Source organism: Bradyrhizobium sp. Kon58 (assembly GCF_055807455.1).
This window is the reverse complement of sequence record NZ_JBVVOT010000006.1, coordinates 240093-264057: the sequence shown is the minus strand read 5'-3', so window position 1 is coordinate 264057 and position 23965 is coordinate 240093. Positions and strand designations below refer to the sequence as shown.

The 23965-nt window shown below is 64.4% G+C and carries 17 protein-coding genes and 1 pseudogene; 12 read left to right on the top strand and 6 right to left on the bottom strand.

Annotated elements, in window-relative coordinates:
- Positions 1-11: 11 nt before the first annotated feature.
- Complete coding sequence (locus AC0L20_RS14125) at positions 12-2198, bottom strand: xanthine dehydrogenase family protein molybdopterin-binding subunit (protein ID WP_473289001.1); 2187 nt, start codon at positions 2196-2198, stop codon at positions 12-14.
- Positions 2199-2209: 11 nt separating this feature from the next.
- Positions 2210-2659, bottom strand: a complete 450-nt coding sequence (locus tag AC0L20_RS14120) for a (2Fe-2S)-binding protein (RefSeq protein WP_473289000.1) — start codon at positions 2657-2659, stop codon at positions 2210-2212.
- A 257-nt stretch (positions 2660-2916) separates the two neighbouring features.
- Here AC0L20_RS14120 and AC0L20_RS14115 point away from each other — a divergent pair, with 257 nt between their 5' ends.
- The gene (locus AC0L20_RS14115) at positions 2917-4536 is read left to right on the top strand and encodes a B12-binding domain-containing radical SAM protein (RefSeq protein WP_473288999.1); all 1620 of its coding nucleotides are present in this window, start codon (positions 2917-2919) and stop codon (positions 4534-4536) included.
- Between the two features lie 4 nt (positions 4537-4540).
- Here the strand turns inward: AC0L20_RS14115 and AC0L20_RS14110 are convergent, their stop codons facing one another.
- Entirely contained in the window at positions 4541-5929 is a 1389-nt protein-coding gene (locus tag AC0L20_RS14110) for an MFS transporter (RefSeq protein ID WP_473288998.1), read from the bottom strand.
- 168 nt (positions 5930-6097) lie between these two features.
- Between AC0L20_RS14110 and AC0L20_RS14105 the strand changes: the two genes are divergently transcribed.
- Together AC0L20_RS14105 and plsY are read left to right on the top strand one after the other, a co-directional pair.
- On the top strand, positions 6098-7159 hold the full coding sequence (locus tag AC0L20_RS14105) for an isocitrate/isopropylmalate dehydrogenase family protein (RefSeq protein ID WP_473288997.1): 1062 nt from the start codon (positions 6098-6100) through the stop codon (positions 7157-7159).
- Positions 7160-7507: 348 nt separating this feature from the next.
- Positions 7508-8188 (top strand): glycerol-3-phosphate 1-O-acyltransferase PlsY, encoded by a 681-nt coding sequence (gene plsY / locus AC0L20_RS14100; RefSeq protein WP_473288996.1) that lies wholly within the window; start codon positions 7508-7510, stop codon positions 8186-8188.
- A gap of 94 nt (positions 8189-8282) precedes the next feature.
- Here plsY and AC0L20_RS14095 read toward each other — a convergent pair whose 3' ends face one another.
- Complete coding sequence (locus tag AC0L20_RS14095) at positions 8283-9326, bottom strand: alpha/beta hydrolase family protein (protein ID WP_473288995.1); 1044 nt, start codon at positions 9324-9326, stop codon at positions 8283-8285.
- Positions 9327-9475: 149 nt separating this feature from the next.
- Positions 9476-10219 carry an SDR family NAD(P)-dependent oxidoreductase gene (locus AC0L20_RS14090; protein WP_007594043.1) on the bottom strand — a complete coding sequence of 248 codons (744 nt, stop codon included), beginning with the start codon at positions 10217-10219 and terminating at the stop codon, positions 9476-9478.
- A 137-nt stretch (positions 10220-10356) separates the two neighbouring features.
- On the opposite strand from AC0L20_RS14090, the gene AC0L20_RS14085 reads away from it, so the two are divergent.
- From AC0L20_RS14085 to AC0L20_RS14065, 5 genes and pseudogenes are all read left to right on the top strand, one after another.
- Positions 10357-11127: a methyltransferase domain-containing protein gene (locus AC0L20_RS14085; protein WP_473289062.1), complete on the top strand. Its 771-nt coding sequence runs from the start codon at positions 10357-10359 to the stop codon at positions 11125-11127.
- A 185-nt stretch (positions 11128-11312) separates the two neighbouring features.
- A complete protein-coding gene (locus tag AC0L20_RS14080) occupies positions 11313-12326 on the top strand; it encodes a DctP family TRAP transporter solute-binding subunit (RefSeq protein WP_456765409.1) in 1014 nt (337 codons plus the stop codon).
- Between the two features lie 67 nt (positions 12327-12393).
- A pseudogene (locus tag AC0L20_RS14075) lies at positions 12394-12957 on the top strand (TRAP transporter small permease); the annotation flags it as partial.
- A gap of 216 nt (positions 12958-13173) precedes the next feature.
- Positions 13174-14454: a TRAP transporter large permease gene (locus AC0L20_RS14070; protein ID WP_473289061.1), complete on the top strand. Its 1281-nt coding sequence runs from the start codon at positions 13174-13176 to the stop codon at positions 14452-14454.
- Between the two features lie 123 nt (positions 14455-14577).
- On the top strand, positions 14578-16509 hold the full coding sequence (locus tag AC0L20_RS14065) for an alkyl/aryl-sulfatase (RefSeq protein WP_473288994.1): 1932 nt from the start codon (positions 14578-14580) through the stop codon (positions 16507-16509).
- Between the two features lie 176 nt (positions 16510-16685).
- On the opposite strand, the gene AC0L20_RS14060 is transcribed toward AC0L20_RS14065, so the two are convergent.
- Positions 16686-17756, bottom strand: coding sequence for a glycosyltransferase family 4 protein (locus AC0L20_RS14060; protein ID WP_473288993.1), 1071 nt, complete (start codon positions 17754-17756; stop codon positions 16686-16688).
- A gap of 277 nt (positions 17757-18033) precedes the next feature.
- Between AC0L20_RS14060 and AC0L20_RS14055 the strand changes: the two genes are divergently transcribed.
- Genes AC0L20_RS14055 through AC0L20_RS14040 form a run of 4 tightly spaced genes read left to right on the top strand, consistent with a single transcriptional unit; the run spans position 18034 to position 23939 of the window.
- The gene (locus AC0L20_RS14055; protein ID WP_473288992.1) at positions 18034-19797 is read left to right on the top strand and encodes an ABC transporter ATP-binding protein; all 1764 of its coding nucleotides are present in this window, start codon (positions 18034-18036) and stop codon (positions 19795-19797) included.
- 56 nt (positions 19798-19853) lie between these two features.
- The gene (locus tag AC0L20_RS14050; protein ID WP_473288991.1) at positions 19854-22058 is read left to right on the top strand and encodes an amylo-alpha-1,6-glucosidase; all 2205 of its coding nucleotides are present in this window, start codon (positions 19854-19856) and stop codon (positions 22056-22058) included.
- Positions 22059-22080: 22 nt separating this feature from the next.
- The gene (locus AC0L20_RS14045) at positions 22081-22602 is read left to right on the top strand and encodes a PRC-barrel domain-containing protein (protein WP_473288990.1); all 522 of its coding nucleotides are present in this window, start codon (positions 22081-22083) and stop codon (positions 22600-22602) included.
- A gap of 23 nt (positions 22603-22625) precedes the next feature.
- On the top strand, positions 22626-23939 hold the full coding sequence (locus tag AC0L20_RS14040; RefSeq protein ID WP_473288989.1) for an MFS transporter: 1314 nt from the start codon (positions 22626-22628) through the stop codon (positions 23937-23939).
- Positions 23940-23965 lie beyond the last annotated feature (26 nt).

The following is a 23965-nucleotide window of genomic DNA, read 5'->3' as shown; positions in this document are numbered from 1 at the left end:
CGCGGCGTTTCTCAGGCGAAGGTGATGTTCTGGTCTCGCAGCGGCACCGAGCGGATGCGTTTGCCCGTCGCTGCGAAGTACGCATTGAGCACCGCCGGTGCCGCGACGCCGATGGTCGGCTCCCCGACACCGCCCCAGAACCCGCCGCTCGGCACCATCACCGATTCGACCTTCGGCATCTCGTTGATGCGCATCGAATTGTAGGTGTCGAAGTTGGTCTGCTCGATCTTGCCGTCCTTGACGGTGCAGCCGCCGTAGAACAAGGCGCTAAGGCCATAGACGAAGGAGCCGGCGATCTGCCGCTCCACTTGCGCCGGATTGACGACGTAGCCGGGATCGGTGGAGGCGACGATGCGATGCACCTTGATCTTGTTGCCGTCGGTCACCGAGATTTCGGCGGCGCCGGCGACATAGCTGCCATAGCCCATCACCTGCGCGATGCCGCGATAGATGCCCTGCGGCGCCGGAGTGCTCCAGCCGATCTTCTCGGCCACGGCATTGAGAACCGCCAGATGCTTGGGGTGATTGCCCATCAGCTTGCGGCGAAACTCAAGCGGGTCCTGGCCTGCGGCCTGGGCGAGCTCGTCCATGAAGCATTCCATGTAGATCGCGTTGTGATTGACGTTGACGCCGCGCCAGAAGCCGGGCGGAACGTGCGGGTTGCGCATCGCATGCTCGACCAGGAGGTTTGGCACGGAGTAACCGAACGCGGCTTCGCCGGTCTGGGCGACGCCCTGGAATGCGGCCGGATCCATGCCGTTCTGCAGCGCTTCGGGGCGGAGCGAGAACAGGATCGATTGCCCCGATAAGCGGTAGTGCAGCGCGACCAGATTGTTGTCCGCATCGAACGCGCCGGTCATCTTGCACTGGGTGATCGGGTGATATCGGCCGTGCGCCATGTCCTCTTCGCGCGACCATAACAGCTTGATCGGCGTGCCCGGCATCTCCTTGGCGATCAAGACGGCCTGGCGGACATAGTCGGTCTGGCCACGCCGGCCGAAGCCGCCGCCGGGCATCACCTTGTGCACGTCGCACTTCTCCGCCGGCAGGCCCGACGCTTCCAACGTGGCCGCGAAGGCGGCCTCGCCATTCTGCGTGCCGCACCAGACCTCGCACTTGTCCGCCGTGTAGACCGCCGTGGCGTTCATCGGCTCCATGGTGGCGTGGTTCTGGTAGGGATAGCTGTAGACGGCCTCGATCTTCTTGGCGGCACCGGCAATCGCCGCCTTCGCGTCGCCGTTCTTGTTGCCGACATAGGCCGGCTGCCCGTTGTCGAGGCCCTCGGTCAGCCATTTCGCGATCGACTCGCTCGAGACCTTGGCGTTGTCGCCCTCGTCCCAGACGATCGGCAGCGCCTCCAGCGCGGTCTTGGCGTGCCACCAAGTGTCGGCAACGACCGCGACCGCGGTGTCGCCGACCTTGACGACCTTCTTGACGCCCTTCATGCCGGTGATCTTGGCTTCGTCATAGCTCTTCAGCTTGCCGCCGAACACCGGGCAGTCCTTGATCGCGGCGTTCAGCATGCCCGGCAGCTTGACGTCGATGCCGTAGATCATGGTGCCGGTGGTCTTCTCGGCGGTGTCCAGCCGCTTCACGCCCTTGCCGATCAGCTTCCAGTCCTTGGGGTCCTTCAGCTTGACCTCGGCCGGCGGTGTCAGCTTGGCCGCGGCCTCGGCGACCTTGCCGTAGGTCGTGGTCTTGCCGGTCGGCGTGTGGGTAATGACGCTGTTGGCGGCCGTGCATTCCGACGCCGGCACTTTCCACGCCTCGGCGGCAGCCTGGATCAGCATCACGCGTGCGGTGGCACCTCCCTTGCGGACATAGTCTTGCGAAGAGCGGATGCCGCGGCTGCCGCCGGTCGAGAAATCGCCCCAGACGCGCTTGCGGGCGACGCTCTGGCCCGGTGTCGGATATTCGGTCGAGACCTTCGACCAGTCGCATTCGAGTTCCTCGGCGACCAGCTGGGCAAGGCCGGTGAGCGAGCCCTGGCCCATTTCCGAGCGGGCGATGCGGATGACGACGGTGTCGTCGGGCCTGACCACGACCCAGGCGCCGATCTCGGGGAAGCCGTCGGCCGCGCGGACCATTGCGGGGCCGCCGAAGGGGATATCGAGGCCGATGGCGAGACCTGCGCCGACCGCGGCGGTGCCGATGACGAAGGCACGGCGGTTCATCCTGGAAGAGACATGCTTGTTCATGTGGCGGCTCCTTACGCGCTTGCGATCGTGTGGATCGCTTCGCGCACCTGCTGGAAGGTGCCGCAGCGGCAGATATTGGTGATGGCCTCGTCGATGTCGGCGTCGGTCGGCTTCGGCTTCTCGCTCAGCAGCGCCGCCACCGCCATGATCATGCCGCTCTGGCAATAGCCGCATTGCGGAACATCCTGGGCAATCCAGGCTTCCTGCACCTTGTGCAGTGCGTTGCCGGAGGCGAGCCCTTCGATGGTCGTGATCTTCTTGCCTGCGGCCTCGTCGACTGAAACGCCGCAGGAACGGGTGGCGACGCCGTCGATGTGAACGGTGCAGGCGCCGCATTGTGCAATGCCGCAGCCATATTTGGTGCCGGTCAGGCCGGCATTCTCGCGGATCGCCCATAGCAGGGGCGTATCCGGCTCGACGTCGAGCGTGAAGGTTTTTCCGTTGATTGTTAGGTTTGCCATCGCAGTCCCCTGATTGGCCCAATCCACCGATTGGACTCAGCGGCGCAATGTGTCCGGCAAATTGGAAACGTTCAAATCAACAGTCCGAGGGGTAGCCGCCGGAGATTCCCTCCCTGGACGCCCGCGGCACGGCTTGGGGCGCCGTCCTCCGGCTTCCGCGCCCACGCCCCTGGAACCGAGAGCGACAGTTTGTCCCTTTTGCCGGGGTGCAAGTCGACAATGCTCTGCTACAGTGGAATCAGCCAAAAAGAGGTTCCATGAACGTACCGCAGCCTTGCAAAGTCCTGATGCTCTATCCGCTGTTCTCGGCAGAGTCCTTCTGGAGCTTTGGCGAATCCTGCAAAGTGTTGGGCGTGAAGCGCCCGGCCGCCCCTTTGGGGCTGATCACCGTTGCCGCGATGTTGCCCGAGCACTGGACGGTCCGGCTGATCGATTGCAACACGGAAGCCTTCAGCGACGAGGATCTTTCCTGGGCCGATGTGGTCTTCACCGGCGGTATGATGCCGCAGCAGGCCGACACGCTGCGCCTGATCGAAATTTGCCGTGCCGCGGGCAAGCCGGTGGTCGTCGGCGGTCCCGATCCCACCTCGAGCCCCCATATCTATGAGAGGGCCGACTTCCAGGTGCTCGGCGAGGCCGAAAGCGTTCTCCACGAATTCGTCGCGGCCTGGGACAGTGGCGCACGCTCCGGCGTCTTCATCGCGCCGAAATTCCAGGCCGACGTCACCAAGACGCCGGTGCCGCGCTTCGACCTGCTCAAGTTCGAGGACTACCTTTATCTCGGTGTGCAGTACTCCCGTGGCTGCCCGTTCACCTGCGAGTTCTGCGACATCATCGAGCTCTATGGCCGGGTGCCGCGAACCAAGACGAATGAGCAAATGCTGGTCGAGCTCGACAGGCTCTACGCCATGGGTTACCGCGGCCATCTCGACTTCGTCGACGACAATTTCATCGGCAACAAGAAGTCGCTGCGGCTGTTCCTGCCCCAGCTCGCCGAATGGCAGCGCGCTCACGGCTATCCGTTCGAATTGTCGACCGAAGCCTCTGTCAATCTGGCCGACGATCCCGAGCTATTGGACCTGATGGGCCAGGCGAATTTCTTCGCAATCTTCGTCGGCATCGAAAGTCCGGATCCGGCGACGCTGGTCGCCATGCGGAAGAAGCAGAACACGCGGCGCAACATCGCCGAGAGCATCCACAAGATCTACGCCGCGGGCATGCTCGTCACCGCGGGTTTCATCGTCGGCTTCGACAATGAGAAGCTCTCGATGGCGGATGCCATGATCGACTTCATCGAGGAGGCGGCGATCCCGGTCAGCATGGTCGGCCTGCTCTATGCCTTGCCGAACACGCAACTGACGCGTCGCCTGGAGCGCGAAGGCCGGCTGCATCCGGGCCATGATTTGGCGCCGACCATCGGCGCGGATCAGTGCACCGCAGGGATCAACTTCGATCCGGTGCGCCCGTTGCGCGACATCCTGACGGACTACAAGCGCGTGCTGGAGCACATCTACAGCCCGGAGGCCTATGCAAGGCGCATCGATCGTCTGATGACGCTGCTCGACCGCTCTCGCCAGCGCCAGGAGCTCGCGGAAGGCGATATCCGCGCCCGGATCGGCGCGATGGAAACGGTGCACAAGGTGGTCACAGCGCTTCCCGAGGCGCGTGGGCCGCTGTGGCAGACATTCATGAACTGCGCCAAGCGCGACACCACGTCGGCGCGGATTGCCGTGCAGATGATCGCCGCCTATGCGCATCTCGGGCCGTTCTCGCGCAAGGTCATCGCTGCCATCGATCAGCGCCTCGCCGCACTCGACGAGGAGGCGGTCGTTCCGGTGGCGGCTGTCGAGGTGACGGCGGCCCGACATCTGGCCTGACGGTCTACTTCACCGCCAGCCGCAAAAAGCTCATCACACTGCCGAGCGCGGCAAAGCCCGCGCCAAGTGCCAATGCCACGACTGCGCCGTCGTGACCGGCCAGCGAGAAGCAGGCTGCGGCGAGCGCGGCCCCCGTCGTCTGCCCGGTCAGGCGCGCGGTGGCGACGATGCCCGAGGCGCTGCCGCTGCGATGCGGCGGCGCGCTCGACATCACCGCCTTCATGTTCGGCGCCTGGAAGAAGCCGAACCCCATACCGCAGATCACCATCCGCCAGATGATGTCGGGGATCGCAGGATTGGCCGGCAGCATCGCCAGCAGCGCCATGCCGAGGCCGAGCAGCACGAGCCCGATGCCGCCGAGCAATCCCACCGCATGCCGGTCGGAGAGGCGCCCCGCGATCGGCGCCATGATGCCGACCACCAGCGGCCACGGCGTCATGAAGAAGCCGGTCTCGACCTGCGAACGCCCCAGCACGTCCTCGAAGTAGAACGGCAGCGAGACGAAGGCGAGGCCCTGCACCGCGAACGAGCACACCGCCGTCGCCGCCGACAGCGCGAACATCGGCCGACTGAACAGGTCGATCGGCAGCATCGGCGCCGGATGGTCGGCATGGCGGCGCATCAGGACGACGCCCAGCACCAGGGCCGTGACCAGCTCGATGCCCACGACCACCGGTGAGAGATTGTGCGCGGCACTGCCGATGCCGGTGATGAACAGGCCGAGACAGGCCGACGCGAGGGCTGCGCCGAGAAAGTCAAAGCCGTGATCGGCGCGCGGCGTCTTCGGCAGCATCGCAAAGCCGATGCCGATCGCGACCAGACCGAACGGGATGTTGACGGCGAACAGCCATGGCCACGGGCCGACCGCGAGGATGGCGGAGGCGATCGAGGGACCCAAGGTGAAGGCGGTCGCGACCACCAGCGCGTTGTGGCCGAAGCCGCGGCCGAGCATCCGGCCGGGATAGACGAAGCGCACCAGCGCCGTGTTGACGCTCATGATGCCGCTCGCACCCAGCCCTTGCAGCGTGCGCGCAACGAGCAGGCTCTCTAGCGACCACGCCACCGCGCAGAACAGCGAGGCGATGGTGAACAGGATCAGGCCGCCGAGATAGATGCGCTGGTGCCCGACGATCTCGCCGAGTGCGCCGAGCGGCAGCAGCGTCGCCACCAGCGCGATCTGGTAGACATTGACCACCCAGACCGATTGCTCCGGGCTCACATGCAGGTCGCCGGCAATTGCGGGCAGCGCGATGTTGGCGATCGCGGTGTCGAGCGAGGCCATCGCCAGCGCGGTGAAGATCGCGGCGATGGCCCAGCGCCGCTGTGCGGGCGGAAGACCGTCGGAAATGGTGTGGTCGGGCTTGCGCGTGGCGGCAGGTAACGTGATTGTCATTGCGTTAGCGCGTTGCTCCGGCCGCCGGCTCCAGGGGCCTTGGCATGTACTACGGCGCGGCCGCCTTCCACAGGCATATGCTTGCATGCAGTGTATGCGCGAAGGCTGGGCGATGAACCTGCGCGCCGGCGTATGATCGCGCGAACTGCTGCATTTCAGGGGAGCGCCATGCACATCGTCGTTTTGCCCGGTGACGGCATCGGGCCCGAGATCACGACCGCGACATCAGGCGTGCTGCGCGCGGCCTCCGAACGCTTCCAGCTCAATCTGCGCCTGGAGGAGCATGCGGTCGGGCATGCGAGCCTCAAACAATTTGGCACGACGGTGCGTCCCGAGCTGCTCGACATCGTCCGCGCCGCCGACGGCCTGATCCTCGGCCCGACCGCGACCTTCGACTTCAAGGACGAAGCCCATGGCGAGATCAACCCGTCGCGGTATTTTCGCAAGAACCTCGACCTCTACGCCAATGTCAGGCCCGCGCGCACCTATGCGGGGCGGTCCGGCCGGGTCGGCGATTTCGACCTCGTCGTGGTGCGCGAGAACACGGAGGGGTTTTACGCCGACCGCAACATGGAGCAGGGCAATGGCGAGATGCTGGTCACGCCTGACGTCGTGATCTCGCTGCGCCGGATCACGCGCCTGTGCTGTGAGCGCATCGCGCATGCGGCGTGCCGGCTGGCGATGAAGCGGCGCAAGCATCTCACCATCGTGCACAAGGCCAATGTGCTCAAGCTCGGCGACGGCATGTTCCTCGACATCTGCCGCGAGGTGGCGAAGGCCTATCCCGGCCTTGGGGTCGACGACATCCTCGTCGACGCCATGATGGCGCATGTGGTGCGCAACCCCGACCGTTTCGACGTCATCGTCGCCACCAACATGTTCGGCGATATCCTGTCCGATCTCACCGCCGAACTCTCCGGCAGCCTCGGCCTCGGCGGCTCGCTCAATGTCGGTCACAGCCACGCCATGGCGCAGGCCGCGCACGGCTCGGCGCCTGACATAGCCGGGCAGGACGTTGCCAATCCAGTCTCGTTGATCCTCTCGACGGCACTGCTGCTGGCCTGGCACGGCGAGAACAGCGGCGCGGTGCGCTACGAGGAAGCCGCACGTGCGATCGAGGCGGCAGTGGCGAAGGCGATCGGCGAGGGCAGGGCGACGCGCGACGTCGGCGGCAAGCTCGGCACGATCGCCGCGGGGGCCGTGATCGCGGAGATCTTGCAGGGCGAGTGAGTGGTCACGCGGGGTCTTGCGTGTTTTTTTGAAGGGCTCAAAACAAAAAACGCGAAAACAACCCCATGCACAGTAGAAGGCCCCTTGATTAATAAGGGATTTCCGAACCGCGCAGCGACGACATTCGCCGCGGCCATGACGTTGACGCGTCGGGCAAAACACTGGCAGGATGCTAGAGTGGCTGAGGTCCGGGCGAAGACCAGACTGCGTGCGCATGTATGCGCGATGTCACCGCTTCCAGATCGGGCAGATCTGCACAGCCAACTCCGGCATTTCGCCTCTGACCCGTCGTGGTCAAAACAAGTCGAGCCATAAAGCGCCGGCTACCTGAAACTGGAAACAGGCCCCATGGCTTTCTGGACAGCGAGTGCGGTTGGACTGGTGATCGCCTATCTCCTCGGGTCTACGCCCACAGGCTATCTGGCGGGGAGGCTACTGAGGGGCATCGATATCCGTGAGCATGGTTCCAAATCCACGGGCGCGACCAATGTGCTGCGGACCCTGGGTAAATGGCCTGCGCTGGTGGTGCTTGTCGCCGATGTACTGAAGGGTGTGGGTGCCGTCGTCGTTGCTCGCTTATTCTGTCCCTGGCTCTATACCGAGTTGTCCCCGACGCTTCCGGCGGCGCCCGATTTGCAGATCTGGGTGCCATGGGCGGTTTGCATGGCCGGGATTGCCGCGCTGCTTGGGCATAGCCGCTCGATCTGGTTGAACTTTACGGGCGGCAAATCCGCTGCGACCGGGCTGGGTGTGTTGCTGGCGATGTCGTGGCCCGTGGGATTGGGGGCCGCCACGGTCTTTGGTCTCGCACTGGCCATTACTCGGATTGTTTCTGTCAGCTCGATGCTCGCGGCGTTGACGGCAATCGTTCTCGTCTGCGGTTTTGAGCAACCGTGGCCCTATCGGCTGCTGGTGATCGGAGGCGGCATCTATGTGATCGTTCGCCACCGCGCCAACATTCAACGGCTGCTGGTGGGAACGGAGCCGCGCCTCGGTCAGAGCAGCCCGGATGCGAAAGCAGAAGCCTAGGGCCACAGGATGGCTAGAGCAATTGCGAAACCCATCACGCGTCACGTTGGATGCTGTCGGTGCATTTCGATGCGCCTGCCCATCCTGTAGACTACTATAAATTCCGGCGCAGGAAGTCGCCAATTTCAGCCTCGATCCGCCGATGGACCGCCGCACGGTCGATCCCGGAAGCATTCTTGCAGGCCGCAGGCGCCTCGGCTTGCAGCGTGGGAGAGCATGGGCCGAAAATTATGAAATGCCCGCCCGGCACCAACTCTTGTCGTGGCGGATGGGGCAATGCTGCCGCGAGAGCAAAGATGTTGCCATCAGCCTTGAGGTCGCTGCCTTCCGCCCGATAGAGCAGCGTCGGCATGCCGACCGGCGTCAATCCGTCTCGATCGAACAAGGCGCCGAACGGCTCCAATAGTATGAGGGCGCTCACGGCGAGCGCATCTGGCGATCTCTTGCCGACCGCATTGGCCAAGGAGCCGTCGGTCGGCACGCCGTCGCAAGCCATCGGATCATCGCTACGGTCCCGGCAATAAGCCGCCAGGTGAGCCAGGCTGGGAGCCGCCCCCGCGACGATCAGCGTGACGGCTCCGCCGTAGGAAAATCCCATCATGCCAAGACGGTTAGGATCGGCATGCACCGCGAAGCGTGGATCGGCCAACATTCCGGTGAGCGCCTTGTGAATCTGGCGTGGTCGATCTTCGAGAGCTTCGCGAGGACGCTTAGACCCGGGATGAAACGGCGCGACCACGACAAAACCCTGGCGCGCCAATGAGGTGAGAAGAGCGGCATAAGGGAGCGAGCTGCCTCCTGCTCTGATCGTTCCCCCTCCGCCATGTGAGAAAAGAACAACTGGAAAGCGCGCCCCAGAAGCGATCGGCGCATCGCGGCTGGCGTCAATTGTGAATGGACCATCCTGAAAGGGAATTTCGGCCGCGTCTGTCGGATACACAATCAATGTGTCGAATGGGACAACATCCTGCACTGTGATGTGCGTGACGCCAGCGCGAAATCGCCGTGGATCTGCTTGTGCAGATGTGCCTGCGACCAGCAGTGCGAGCGCGAGAAGCAGGGCACGCATGTACACCACAACGCAGCTCGGTATCCGATCGAACTCCAGCGATCGGAATTCTCCACTGGCCCATGCCATCCTATCTTCGCCCCACGCGCGTCACCGAGAGAATTTAGCTTGTCCGCAGACTCAAGTCTACGCTCGCCCCAAAAGGCTCACCGCATGTGACGTTGGATGCCGCCAATGGGTTCGCTGCGTTCTACCCATCCTACGGACTCCAATCGGCCCTAAAACTGATACCTCCTCAGCCCCCCGTCCACCGGGATCACCGTGCCCGTGATGTACCGCGCTACGGGTGACGCCAGAAACACCGCTAACGCCGCGAGGTCTTCCGGCTCGCCCCAATAGCCGACGGGAATCTCTTCTTCCGCGAAGCGCTCGCGATAATCAGGCGCGTAGTTGCGGCGGATCTGTTCGCTCATGATGCGGCCGGGCGGGATGCAGTTGATGGTGATGCCGTGCTCGCCGATCTCGCGCGACAGGCCCTTGGCCCAGGCGTGCACGGCGGCTTTGGCGGCAAACGCGGCGTTGAGGCCTTCCGGCTCGGACTTGCCGGTGATGTTGACGATGCGACCCCATTTGCGTTCGATCATCTGCGGGAGCAGCGCATGCGCGATGCGGCGGTAGCTGGTGAAATTCAGCGCGATCGCCTCGTCCCATTGGCTGTCGGGCGCATCGACGGGGAGGGGACGGCTGCCGCCGGCATTGTTGATGAGGATGTCGACATGGCCGAGTTCGCTCACGGCGAAGGCCGAAATCCTCTCCGCCGCGTCCTTGGCCATCACGTCCTGCTCGAACGGCGTGATCAGACCGGAGCCGACTTCGCTCACCAGCTCTGCGAGCAGGTCGGTGCGCCGTGCCACGCCGACGACGCGCACGCCTTCGGCAGCCAAGCCCTTGGCGATGGCGCGGCCGATGCCGACGCTCGCACCGGTGACGACGGCGGTTTTGGATTTGAGCCCGAGATCCATGGTGACACGCCCTCTCGTTTGCTTTTTTGCTGTTCGTTTCCTGCCCCGTCCCGCCGGCTAGCGAATTGCCTGAACGGGACGAGCAGTGGTAACCAAGAGCAACGGCGAAGGAAACACGAAAAAGAAAAGGCGTGGCGATGGTCTGGGACCCGCAGCAGTATCTAAAGTTCTCCGGCCACCGGCTCCGGCCCGCCGTCGACCTCTTGATGCGGATTCCGGATACTGGTCCGCGTGCGGTTGCCGATCTTGGCGCCGGCGCCGGCAACGTCACCAAGCTGATCAAGGAGCGTTGGCCGGACGCGACGGTGACCGGTGTCGAGGGCTCGGCCGAGATGGTTGCCGCCGGCCGCAAGGCGGCGCCGGACGTGGAATGGTCACACGAGGACCTCGGTCACTGGCGCCCGACGAAGCAATATGACGTCGTCTACTCCAATGCCGCGCTGCACTGGCTGCCCAATCATGCGGCACTGTTTCCGTCGATCATGGAGAAGGTGACGCCCGGCGGAATGCTCGCTGTGCAGATGCCGCGCAACTTTCTGGCGCCCTCGCATGTGCTGATTGGCGAGACCGCGCTGAACGGTCCCTGGCGGTCCAAGGTCGAGCATCTCGTCACGCCGCCGCCGGTCGAAGCGCCGGCCTATTATCACGGTCTTCTCGCTCCGATGTCGGCCAATATCGACATCTGGGAGACCGAATATCTGCAGGTGCTGGAAGGCGAGAATCCCGTGAAGGAATGGACCAAGGGGACCTGGCTGACGCGCTATCTCGACATCTTGCAGGGCGACGAGAAGGCCGCGTTCGAAGCCGCCTATGGGGAGCGGGTCGCAAGAGCCTATCCGAAGAACGCCGCGGGACAGACGCTGTTTCCGTTCCGGCGTCTGTTCATGGTCGCCCAGCGCAACGGCTGATCGCACTGCCGCAATGCGACATAAGCGCTCGCTTCCGGGAACGGCAGCGGGTGCCGGGTTGCGCAAGATGGCTTGGCTGCGGCAAATTGGGCTTAGGTCTAGTTGTTCGGGTGGCGGATTGCTGTCACTACAGAAACCGGAAAACAAAAAAGACCCGGTTTTAGAGGTTGTTGGGAGGTTCGTTCATGCGCAAGCTGCTTCTTGCGGCCGCCGCCGCAGCTATCTTCGTGGCTCCTGCCTTGTCTCCTGTCTTGGCCCAGGCCCAGAGCCCGATCGTCATCAAATTCAGCCACGTCGTCGCCAACGACACTCCCAAGGGCAAGGGCGCCTTGAAGTTCAAGGAGCTCGCGGAGAAATACACCGACGGCAAGGTCAAGGTCGAGATCTACCCGAACTCCACGCTGTACAAGGACAAGGAGGAGATCGAGGCGCTGCAGCTCGGCTCGGTGCACATGCTCGCGCCTTCAACCGCCAAATTCGCCCCGCTCGGTATCAAGGAGTTCGAGGCGCTCGACCTGCCCTGGCTGTTCAAGGACGACCAAACCTATTCCAACGCGATGAAGGGCACGATCGGCAAGTGGCTGTTCGAGAGGCTCGAGACCAAGGGCATCACCGGGCTCGCTTATTGGGACAACGGCTTCCACATGCTCTCCGCCAACCGTGCCCTGATGAAGCCGGCCGATTTCCAGGGTCTCAAATTCCGCATCTCCGGATCGAAGGTCGCCGACCAATATCTCCGGATCATGGGCTCGATCCCCCAGATCATGGCGTTTTCCGAGGTCTACCAGGCTTTGCAGACGGGCGTGGTCGACGGCTGCGAGAACACCGCGTCCAACTACCTGACGCAGAAGTTCTACGAGGTGCAGAAGGACATCACCGTGTCCTATCACGCGCACCTGCAATATGCCGTCATCGTCAATTCGAAATTCTGGTCCGGCCTGCCGCCCGATATCCGCGCCCAGCTCGAAAAGGCGATGAACGAGGCGACCGACTACACCAATCAGATCGCGCACCAGGAAAACGAGGATGCGCTGGCCGAGATCAAGAAGACGGGCAAGACCACGCTGCATTATCTGACTGACGCCGATCGCAAGGCGTGGCAGGAAGCGATGCAGCCGACCTACAAATGGGCGAAGGGGCGGGTCGGGCAGGAGGTGCTCGATCTCGTCGCCAAGGAACTCGACGTCAAGATGAACTGACGCCGGCGCGCTTTGAGAACAACCATGAACGGTCGGGGGTGATCGCACTCCCGGCCGTTGCTCTTGAATGATCAGCCAAGCTGAGGGGACCAAGTTGCTGCGTGCATTGAATCGTGTGCTCGATCATCTCGAGGAATGGCTGATCGCGACGATGATCGCGGCCGCGACATTGCTCATCTTCGTTGCCGTGCTGCACCGATATGGTGCCGGGCTGTCGATCGACATCGCCAAATGGGCGGAGGCGCGCAACCTGGCCTTGCTGGCCGTCCCCGCGCGAGCCGCGTTCGTCTGGCTTGCCGCTCTCGACTTGTCCTGGGCGCAGGAACTCTGCATCTACATGTTCATCTGGATGGCGAAGTTCGGTGCGGCCTACGGCGTGCGCACCGGCATCCATGTCGGCGTCGACGTCCTGGTCAATATCCTTCCCGGCGGATCGCGCCGCCGCGTCATCACGTTCGGCCTGATGTGCGGCGCCCTTTTCACTGCCATCGTATGCTATTTCGGCGCCGCGTTCGTCGGCCAGATGTGGCAGACCGGCCAGCAATCCAACGATCTGGAAGCACCGATGTGGCTGGTGTATCTCACCATCCCGCTCGGCTCCGGGCTGATGTGCTTCCGCTTCCTGCAGGTCGCCTGGTCGTTCTATCGCACCGGCGAGCTGCCGCATCACGACATGGCCGGCGTCGAGGGCGTCGAAATAGACCCGGTCCACCCGGCCCCGGTCACGCGCAGTCAGGTCGTCCGCGACGAACGCAGCCCGCTCGGCTGGGTCCTGATGTTGTTGCCGGTCCTGATCGTCGCCGTGTGCTTCGCCCATTCGGCGCACGTGATCACGCTGCCGCAGGGCCTGCGTGTCGCCGTCGTCTTCGGCCTCCTGCTGTCGTTGATGCTCACGGGCATGCCGATCTCGATCGCGCTCGGCCTGACCGTGCTCAGCTTCATGTTCACACTGACCGACGTGCGAACGGAATCGGTGGCGCTGAAGCTGTTCACCGGCATCGAGAGCTTCGAGATCATGGCGATCCCGTTCTTCATCCTTGCCGGCAACTTCCTGACCCATGGCGGCGTGGCGCGCCGGATGATCACGTTCGCGACTTCGCTCGTCGGCCATTGGTACGGCGGCCTTGCGCTCTCGGGCGTGGTCGCCTGCGCGCTGTTCGCCGCGATTTCCGGCTCGTCGCCGGCCACCGTGGTGGCGATCGGATCGGTGATCCTGCCCGCGATGATCGCGCAGGGATTTCCGAAGAGGTTCGGGGCGGGCGTGATCACGACCTCGGGCTCGCTGGGAATTCTCATTCCACCCTCGATTCCGATGGTGCTTTTTGCCGTCTCCACCAACACCTCCGTCGGCAAGCTGTTCATCGCCGGCATCGTGCCGGGAATGGTGCTCGCCATGCTGCTCGGCGCCACGACGTTCTATCGGGCCTGGCGTAACGACTATCCGAGGATGCCGAAAGCAACCCTCTCCGAGCGCTTCGATGCGTTCCGCAAGTCGATCTGGGGTATCCTGCTGATCGTGATCGTGATCGGCGGCATCTACAGCGGCCTGTTCACACCGACCGAAGCTGCTGCCGTCAGCGCGGTGTACGCCTTCATCGTCGCCGTGTTCATCTACAAGGATCTGAAGCTGCGAGACGTGCCGCGGGTGCTGCTGTCGTCAGCGAATCTTTCGGCGATGCTGCTCTACATCATCACCAACGCCGTCCTGTTTTCGTTCCTGATGACCTACGAGAACGTGCCGCAGGCGCTCGCGCAATGGATGATCGACCAGGGCCTCGGCTGGATCGGCTTCCTCCTCGTCGTCAATCTCCTGCTGCTATTGGCTGGCAACGTGATGGAGCCGTCCTCGATCATCCTGATCATGGCGCCGATCCTGTTTCCGGTTGCGATCAAGCTCGGCATCGATCCGATCCATTTCGGCATCCTGATGACGGTCAACATGGAGGTCGGGCTGTGCCATCCGCCGGTCGGCCTCAATCTCTACGTGGCCTCGGGCATCGCCAAGATGGGCATCACCGAGCTCACGGTCGCGGTGTGGCCATGGCTGCTGACCATGCTGGGATTCCTCGTGGTCGTGACCTATTGGCCGGGCCTGTCGCTGTGGCTGCCGAGATTGCTGGGCATGTAGCCCGCGAACACGCTGCTTCTCTCCATCCGTGGGCGCGAGGCTACGCATTGCTGCGTCCTGCCGCCATGGCAATCGACCGCGGAATGCGGTTAGATGCCGCGCAATAGGCCGGGAGGAACGCAGATGACGGACACGTCCAGCAACGAGCCGAAGGGCGCAACGCCGTCCGTCATCGCGCAGCAAACGGCGATGCTGAATGCGTTGCCGTTCTCCGACACGCGGGATTTCGACGACGCCGCACGCGGCTTCCTCGGCACCATCGAGAACGCGGAGATCACCAATCCGCAAGGGCGGACGGTCTGGAGCCTCGAGCCTTACGGCTTTCTCGCCGCCGAGCAGGCGCCGGCCACGGTCAATCCGAGCCTGTGGCGGCAGTCGCGGCTCAACATGCAGCACGGCCTGTTCGAGGTCGTGCCCGGAATCTACCAGGTGCGTGGGCTCGACATCGCCAACATGACGCTGATCGAAGGCGACAGCGGCGTCATCGTCGTCGACACCCTGACTTCGATCGAGGGCGCGCGCGCCGCGCTCGATCTCTACTACAAGCATCGCGGCCAGCGACCGGTCGCGGCCGTGATCTTCACGCACACCCACACCGACCATTGGGGCGGCGCGCGCGGCGTGCTGGAGCAGGACGCGCTCGCGACCGGCCGCGTGCCGATCATCGCGCCGAACTTGTTCATGGAGCATGCCGTCTCCGAGAACATCATCGCGGGCCCTGCGATGCTGCGCCGGGCGCAATACCAGTTCGGGCCGCTCCTCGCCAAGGGCGCGCGCGGGCAGGTCGATTGCGGCCTCGGCAAGTCGATGGCGGCAGGTTCAGTGGCGCTGCTGCGGCCGACCGATTTGATCATGGCGACCGGCGACCGGCGCGTGATCGACGGCGTCGCATTCGAATTCCAGATGGCGCCGAACAGCGAAGCGCCGGCGGAGATGCATTTCTTCATCCCGCGTTACAAGCTGTTGAACCTGGCCGAGAACTGCACCCACAATTTCCACAATCTGCTGCCGTTCCGCGGTGCCGACGTGCGCGACGCGCTGGCCTGGTCGAAATATCTGGGCGAGGCCTTGCAGCTCTGGGATGGCAAGGCGGAGGCGATGTGCGGCCAGCATCACTGGCCGGTGTGGGGACGCGAACGCATCGGCACCATGATCCGGCAGCAGCGCGACCTCTACAAATTCGCGCATGACCAGACCATTCGCCTGATGAACCACGGCCTCACCGCGGCCGAGATCGCCGAGACGATCCAGCTGCCCGAGAGCCTGGAGGGCGCCTGGCACGGCCGCGGCTATTACGGCCACATCCGGCATAATGTGAAGGCGATCTATCAAAAGTATCTGGGCTGGTACGACGCCAATCCGGTCAACCTCGATCCGCTGCCGCCGGTGGAGTCCGGCAGGAAATATGTCGAGTACATGGGGGGCGCCGACGCCATCCTCGCGCGGGCGCGTGCCGATTTCGACAATGGCGAATTCCGCTTCGTGGCGCAGGCGCTCGGCCATCTCGTCTTTGCCGAGCCGGACAATCAGGCTGCACGTGCGTTGCTGGCGGATACGCTGGAGCAGCTCGGCTACGTCGCGGAAAGCGCGACCTGGCGCAATGCCTACCTGTTCGGCGCGCAGGAGTTGCGCCAGGGCATGCCGAAGGTGCCGGCACGCCCGCCGATGCCGCGCGAGACGCTGGCGGCGCTGCGTACCTCGCAGCTCTGGGACGTGCTCGGGATCCGCCTCAACGGACCGAAGGCGGAAGGAAAGCACATCGTGCTGAACTGGAGCTTTTCCGACACCGGCGAGAACTTCGTGCTCAATCTAGAGAACTGCGCGCTGACCTACACGGAGGGCATGCAGGCGGACAATGCCGATGCCAGCTTCACGCTCGCGCGGTCGACGCTCGACGAGGTGATCGCGAAACTGACCAGCTTTCCGGAGGCCGTGGCCGCCGGCAAGGTCAAATTCGCCGGCAACCCGATGCGCCTCGCCGAGCTGATGGGCCTGATGGACGAATTCCCGCGCATGTTCGAGATCGTCGAGCCGAAGCGGGCGGTGGTGAGGTAGGCTACCGCCTTCTCCGTCATTGCGAGCGTAGCGAAGCAATCCAGAGTCTTTCCGGAGAGGCAGTCTGGATTGCTTCGCTACGCTCGCAATGACGTGTTGATGGAGCAGGGCGCAAATGTCGATGGCCGGGACATGCCCGGCCATGACGATCGCGACGGGATGGGCGCGTGCTCCTGCTACTCCGCGCTGCTCACCAGCTTGATCCGCGGCGCCTGTTCCTCGCCGAGGCTGCGATAGGCCGCGAGATAATCCAGCGCCATGCGCCGCGCCGTGAAGCGCGTCTCGAACTGCTTGCGGATGACGGAGCGGTCGAGTTGCGACAGGCGACCGACGACGCCGGCTGCGCTGAGGACGTCCTCGACGACGAAGCCGGTGAGGCCCTCGTCGATGATCTCCGGCACCGAGCCCCGGTTGAAGGCGACGACCGGCGTTCCGCAGGCCATGGCTTCGATCATCACCAGGCCAAACGGCTCCGGCCAGTCGATCGGCAACAAGAGGCCGAGCGCGCCGCTCAAGAAGTCCGACTTCTCGTGATCGCTGATCTCGCCGATGAATTCCACCAGCGGATTGTTCTCGATCATCGGTCGGATCAGCTCGTCATAATAATCCTGGTCGGCACGATCGACTTTGGCGGCGATCTTGAGCGGAATGCCGCAATGCGTCGCGATCTTGATGGCGCGGTCGACGCCCTTTTCCGGCGCGATGCGGCCGAGCACGGCGAGATATTCCTGTTTCGCCGGCTTCGGCGTCAGCAGGTTCTCCGGCAGGCCGTGGTGGATCGTCCTCACCCAGTTCGCCTGCGGCACCGGGCGGCGCTGCGCATTCGAGATCGAGATGACGGGGACCTTCGAGAAGGTGTTGAAGACCGGTTGATGCTCCGGCAGGTCGAGCCGGCCGTGCAGCGTGGTGAGGAACGGCGTCGGCTGCCGGTAGAACAGCGACCACGGATAATAATCGAGATGGAAGTGGAGGAAGTCGAACTCCTCGTCGTCACATTTCTGCCGCACCCGCTCCAGCATCACCATGTGCAGCGCATTGGGATCGCGCACGGAACCGTCGAGGCGGAGCGCCCGCGGCCACAGCGCATCCAGCTTTGCCGAGGTTTGCGAATCGCCGCTCGCGAACAGCGTCACATCGTGCCCAAGGGCCACCAGCTCTTCCGTCAACCAATGCACCACCCGCTCGGTGCCGCCATACAGCTTGGGTGGAACAGCCTCCGTCAACGGAGCTACCTGCGCGATGCGCATCTCACCATCTCCTCTGTGCGATCATGATTGTAGAAAGCCCCCGCCTGTTCAGCACCGGCACGCCAGACAAGGGAACGTTCCCGCACTTGCGAAGTTCCTCCTTCCGAACGTTACTTATTCGACACGTCGGATGCCCGTCGCGATGCTGCCATCACATCATCGCAGAACGCCCGCATCCGCATGTCGTGATGAGTGTGCCCGGGAACCGAGGCGAAGTGTCGATGTTCAGTCGACTAACAATAAAAGTTTGAATCATCACGACGGGGTCGATAGTCACATGGATCATCTTTCTGGGTATGCGCACCGGCCGTTTGCCTTTGTTTTGCGCTATCTTCGGCGTCGGCTCGCGTCGCATCTCGTGATCCTGACGGCTGTGGTGGCGGCCGTTGCCTGCTCCGTAGGCACTCAGTATGGCGTCAAATCCCTCGTCGACAGTTTGTCGGCCGGCGCTGCGCATGGTGGGAGCGTATGGCTGGCATTCATTTTCCTCATGACGCTCATCGCCGCCGACAATTTCCTTTGGCGGATCGCGAGCTGGACGGCCAGCTTCACCTTCGTCCGTGTCACCGGTGACTTACGCCGTGACATATTTCGCCATCTGACCGGCCATGCGCCGAGCTACTTCTCCGATCGCATGCCCGGCATGCTGACGAGCCGCATCACGGCGACGTCGAACGCGGTGTTCACGGTCGAGAACATGTTCGTCTGGAATGTGCTGCCGCCGTGCATCGCAACGGTTGCGGCCATCGCGCTGATTGGAACGGTCAGTCCCTATATGGCGCTCGGCCTGATGGTGATTGCCGGCGGCATGGTGCTTGCGATGTTCCGCCTCGCCGCCGCGGGAAAACCGCTGCATGACGACTTCGCCGACAAGGCCGCCGTCGTCGACGGCGAGATGATCGACGTCATCAGCAACATGCCGCTGGTGCGCGCCTTCTGTGGCATCGGGCACGAGCATGAGCGGTTCGACGCGACTGTGAATCGGGAGCTCACCGCGCGCGGCCGCAGCCTGCGCTATCTGGAGAAGCTGCGGCTTATCCATGCCGGCGTCACTGTCGTGCTCACGATCGCCCTGATGGCTTGGGCGATCATGCTCTGGCAGGATGGCCGGGCGACCACCGGCGACGTGGTGCTGGTCTGCACCCTCGGTCTCTCCATTCTGAACGCGACGCGCGATCTCGCGGTGGCGCTGGTCGACGTCACCCAGCACGTTGCCCGGCTCACCGAGGCGATCGCCACGCTGCTGGTGCCGCATGAATTGCGCGACCACCCCGAGGCCGAGCCGCTGGTGAAGAGCGGCGCCGCGATCGCGTTCAACAATGTCACCTTCGGCTATCCCGGGGCTGAAAAGATCTTCGAGCGCTTCAGCTTGCGCCTGCAACCCGGCCAGCGCGTCGGCCTTGTCGGCCAGTCCGGCGGCGGCAAGTCGACGCTGTTCACGCTGTTGCAGCGCTTCTACGATACGGACGAGGGCAGCATCACCATCGACGGCCAGGACATTTCCAAGGTGACGCAGCAGAGCCTGCGCGAGGCGATCTCCGTCGTGCCGCAGGACATCTCGCTGTTCCACCGCTCGATTCGCGAGAACATCCGCTATGGCCGCCCGAACGCGACCGACGACGAGGTGCTGCGTGCCGCGATTGCGGCGCGCTGCGATTTCGTCGAAAGCCTGCCTGGTGGTCTCGACACCATGGTCGGCGACCGCGGCGTCAAGATGTCCGGCGGTCAGCGCCAGCGCATCGCGATTGCGCGCGCCTTCCTGAAGGACGCGCCGATCCTGCTGCTGGACGAGGCGACCGCCGCGCTCGACAGCGAATCCGAAGAGGCGATCCGCGAGGCGTTGTCGCGGCTGATGCGCGGCCGCACGGTCATTGCGATCGCGCATCGCCTCGCGACCCTGCGCAATTTCGATCGCGTGGTCGTGTTGAGGGGTGGTAAGATCATCGAGGACGGGTCGCCCGAGCGTCTGATGCAGGGCCACGGGCCCTATCGTGAGCTGGTCACGCAGGAAATGAGCCGGCTCGCCCAGGCCGCCGCGTAAACCAACAGTCGCGTTTGAGTCGGTTGCGTGTCGAAACAAGCGCAGGGGAGCTGCTGATGTCGGCTGAAGCCGTTACCCAATTCGTCTCCGTGACGCGGACCGTGGACCAGGTCGCGGAGCAGCCTTTCTATATTCCGATGACGGGACCGTCGGCGCGGCCGCGGCGTTCGCTCAAGCACGACGACACCTTTATCGTGCTCGACAGCCATGGCGACATCGGCGCTTCGGCCGGCGGGCCCGACGGCCTGTTTCATCACGACACGCGCTATCTTGCCAGGCTCGAGCTCGTGCTCGACGATCTCCAGCCGTTGCTGCTGGGCTCGAACCTGCGCGACGACAATTCAGCCCTGACCGTCGATCTCACCAATCCGGACATCTACCGGCAGGGCAGCCTCGTGCTGCAAAAGGACCTGCTGCACATCGTGCGCACGATCTTCCTGTGGCGCGGCACCGCCTATCAGCGCATCGGCGTGCAGAACCACGGCGACCGCCCGGCCGGCTTCGCGCTGACGCTGCTGTTCGACAACGATTTCGCCGATCTGTTCGAGGTCCGCGGCGAGCGGCGCCCGCGCCGCGGCATCGGCTCGAGCCGGCTGTTGGGACCGACCGACGTGCTGTTCGACTACCGCGGTCTCGATGACGCCGAGCGCACCACGGGCCTGCATTTCGATCCGCGCCCGACGAAGTTGTCGGTGAACGCCGCGACCTGGCAGCTCGAACTCGACCCGCATGAGTCGAAATCCCTGTTCGTGGCCGTGTCCTGCAATCGGCCGATCGCGGAGAAGCCGGCGCGCTTTTTCCAGAGTTTGCTCGCCCATCGCCGCGAGATGCGGCAATCGACGATGGGGGCCGCCAGCATCGAGACCTCCAACAACATCTTCAACGAGGTGCTGTGCCAGGCCATGGCCGACCTCAACATGCTGATGACGGAGACGCCGCAGGGGCGCTATCCCTATGCGGGGATTCCCTGGTACTCGACGACGTTCGGCCGCGATGGGCTGATCACGGCGCTGCAGATGCTGTGGGTCGATCCGCGGATTGCCAAGGGTGTGCTGCGGCGGCTCGCCCATTTCCAGGCCAAGGCGGTCGATCCGCTCGCCGATGCCGCGCCGGGCAAGATCCTGCATGAGATGCGCGGCGGCGAGATGGCGGCGCTGCGCGAGGTGCCGTTCGCGCAATATTACGGCAGCGTCGATTCCACGGCCTTGTTCGTCCTGCTGGCAGGAAGCTATTTCGAACGCACCGGCGACGAGAAGACATTGACCGAGCTGTGGCCGGCCATCGAGGCGGGGCTGGCCTGGATCGACGGCCCCGGGGATCCCGACAAGGACGGCTTCGTCGAATATCAGCGCGCGACGGAAAAGGGCCTCGCCAACCAGGGCTGGAAGGATTCCTACGACGCGATCTTCCATGCCGATGGCCAGCTTGCGGAAGGCAATCTCGCGCTGGCCGAGGTGCAAGGCTACGTCTTTGCCGCCAAGCGGCTCGCCGCGCGCTGCGCGCTCCGGCTTGGCAAGCCTGATCTCGCCAGGAAGCTCGAAGCCGAGGCCAAGACGCTGGGCGAGCGTTTCGAGGCCGCGTTCTGGTGCGAGGAGCTCGGCACCTATGCGCTTGCGCTCGACGGCAAGAAGCGGCCCTGCAAGGTGCGGACCTCCAACGCCGGCCAGGTCCTGTTCAGCGGCATGATCCGCGAGGACCGCGCGCGCCTCGTCGCCGCCGATTTAATGCGGCCGCATTTCTTCTCGGGCTGGGGCATCCGCACCGTCGCTGTCGGCGAGGTGCGTTACAACCCGATGTCCTATCATGACGGGTCGATCTGGCCGCACGACAATGCGCTGATCGCGCTTGGGCTCGCGCGCTACGGGCTCAAGCATTCGGTCGCGCATGTCTTCAAGGGTCTGTTCGACGCCGCGACCTACATGGACCTGCGCCGGTTGCCCGAATTGTTCTGCGGTTTCCGGCGTGAAAAGCGGCGGGGCCCGACGCTCTATCCGGTCGCCTGCGCGCCGCAGGCCTGGGCCAGCGCGACGGCGTTCACGCTCTTGGAGGCGGCGCTGGGCATCGAGTTCGACGTGGCGCGCGGCGAGATCCGGCTGCGCAATCCGCATCTGCCAGCGTTTCTGCACGAGGTGATCTTGCGCGATCTGCGTCTGGGCGAGTCCAGCGTGGACCTGCGCGTCAGCCGCCATGGCGACGACGTGGCGCTGGAGGTGTTGCGCACGCGTGGCCAGATCCAGGTCTCGATCGTGCTGGCGCGCTAGCGGCGCGCCGGAAGGAGGGTGCATGCGTACCGCCGGATGGTTGGCCCTGGGCGTCGTGATCGTCTGCGGAATGACGCTCGCCGTGTCACGCGCCGCGGAGGAGCCGCCCGCACCCGCGACTGAAGCGAATGCACCGCCGACGGCGCAGCCGCCGGCGTCATCGGTCCCCGTCACGCCAAAGAATGCCGCGCCACCGCCGTCGGTCACGATCATCGGCGCGAGCGATGCGCACGGTGTGCTCGGCCGTGACGTGCTCAGCGCGGCGAACGAGGACATGGGCCGCATCGTCGACGTCATCGTCGATCGGAGCGGGCACGTGCGTGCCGCCGTGATCGATTTCGGCGGCTTCCTCGGCGTCGGCAGCCGCAAGATCGTGGTGGACTGGAACGCGATGCGGTTCGGCAAGATCGTCAACAAGAAGGACAGCATCACGCTGGAATTGACCAAGGCACAGGTCGCAGCCGCGCCGGAATACAAGGAGGACACGCCGATGGTGGTGCTCGGCGCGTCCGGCAGCCTGCAGCCGCTGCAAGCCGTTCAGTGAGGCGCGGGGAGGGATGGCCGCCGGTGCTGTTGTCGAGGAAGCCGAATCATGCGGATCGCGAGGGTCGCGTTGAGCAGGACAAATTTGCGGCGCCGTCGCCTGCCGGCATTCCGGCGCCGTCGCGCCAGAGCCTGCGCGGCCTCGACTGGTTCATCTTCTTCCTCGCCGACGTTCAGACCGGATTCGGGCCGTTCATCGCGGTCTATCTGACGACCCAGAAATGGACCCAGGTCGAGATCGGCCTCGTGCTGTCGATCGGCGGCATCGTTGCCCTGATCGGCCAGATGCCGGGCGGCGCCATCATCGATGCCGCAAAGTCCGAGCGGCTGGTCGCAGGCCTCGCGATTGCCACCATCGGCTGCTGCGCGCTCGCCTATGCGGCGATGCCGATCTTCCCCGTGGTGGTGGCTGCGGCCACCTTGCACGCGGCGGCGAGCTGCGTGCTCGGACCGGCGATCGCGGCGATCAGCCTCGGTCTGGTCGGCCCGTTCGCGATCGGCGAGCGTCTCGGCCGCAACGCGCGCTTTGCTTCGCTTGGCAACGGCGTTGCGGCCGCGGTGATGGGAACGGCCGGCTATCTGCTGTCGAGCCGCTCGGTTTTCCTGGTCACGTTCCTACTCGCAATCCCCACCTTGATCGCGCTCTCTCGCATCCGCGAGCACGAGGTCGACATCGCGCGCTGTCACGGCGAGATGCCGCGCGAGGCGGAGGATCGCGGCGACACCAATATCTGGCATCTGATCCGGCAGCGGCCGCTCATCGTCTTCGCGCTCAGCGTGCTCCTGTTGCAGCTCGCGAACGCCTCGATGATGCCGCTGATGGCAAGCGCGGTGACGGCGCGATCGAGCGAGTGGGCGACGGTGCTCGTCGCCTTTTGCATCGTCGTGCCGCAGGCGATCGTGGCGCTGCTGTCGCCGAGCGTCGGGCGCAAGGCGCAAGCGTGGGGGCGCAGGCCGCTGCTGCTGATTGGATTTGCGGCGCTGACGATTCGCGGCCTGCTGTTTGCGACCGTGCGCGATCCGTATCTGCTGGTACTCGTGCAGGTGTTCGACGGCCTCACCGCGGCGGTGTTCGCGGTGATGATCCCGCTGATCGTGGCCGACGTCGCCTTCGGCAGCGGCCATTTCAACCTTGCGCAGGGCATCGTCGGCACGGCCATGGGCATCGGCGCGTCGCTGAGCACCGCGCTCGGCGGCTATGTCAGCGATAAATTCGGCAATGCCATGGCGTTCACCGGACTCTCCGGCGTCGCGGCGACGGGACTTCTGCTGATTCTGCTTGTGATGCCGGAGACGCGGCGCAAGGGCATGATCGCAGCAAAAGAAATGGCCGGCTGAACCAATCAGCCGGCCATGAGGGGGTG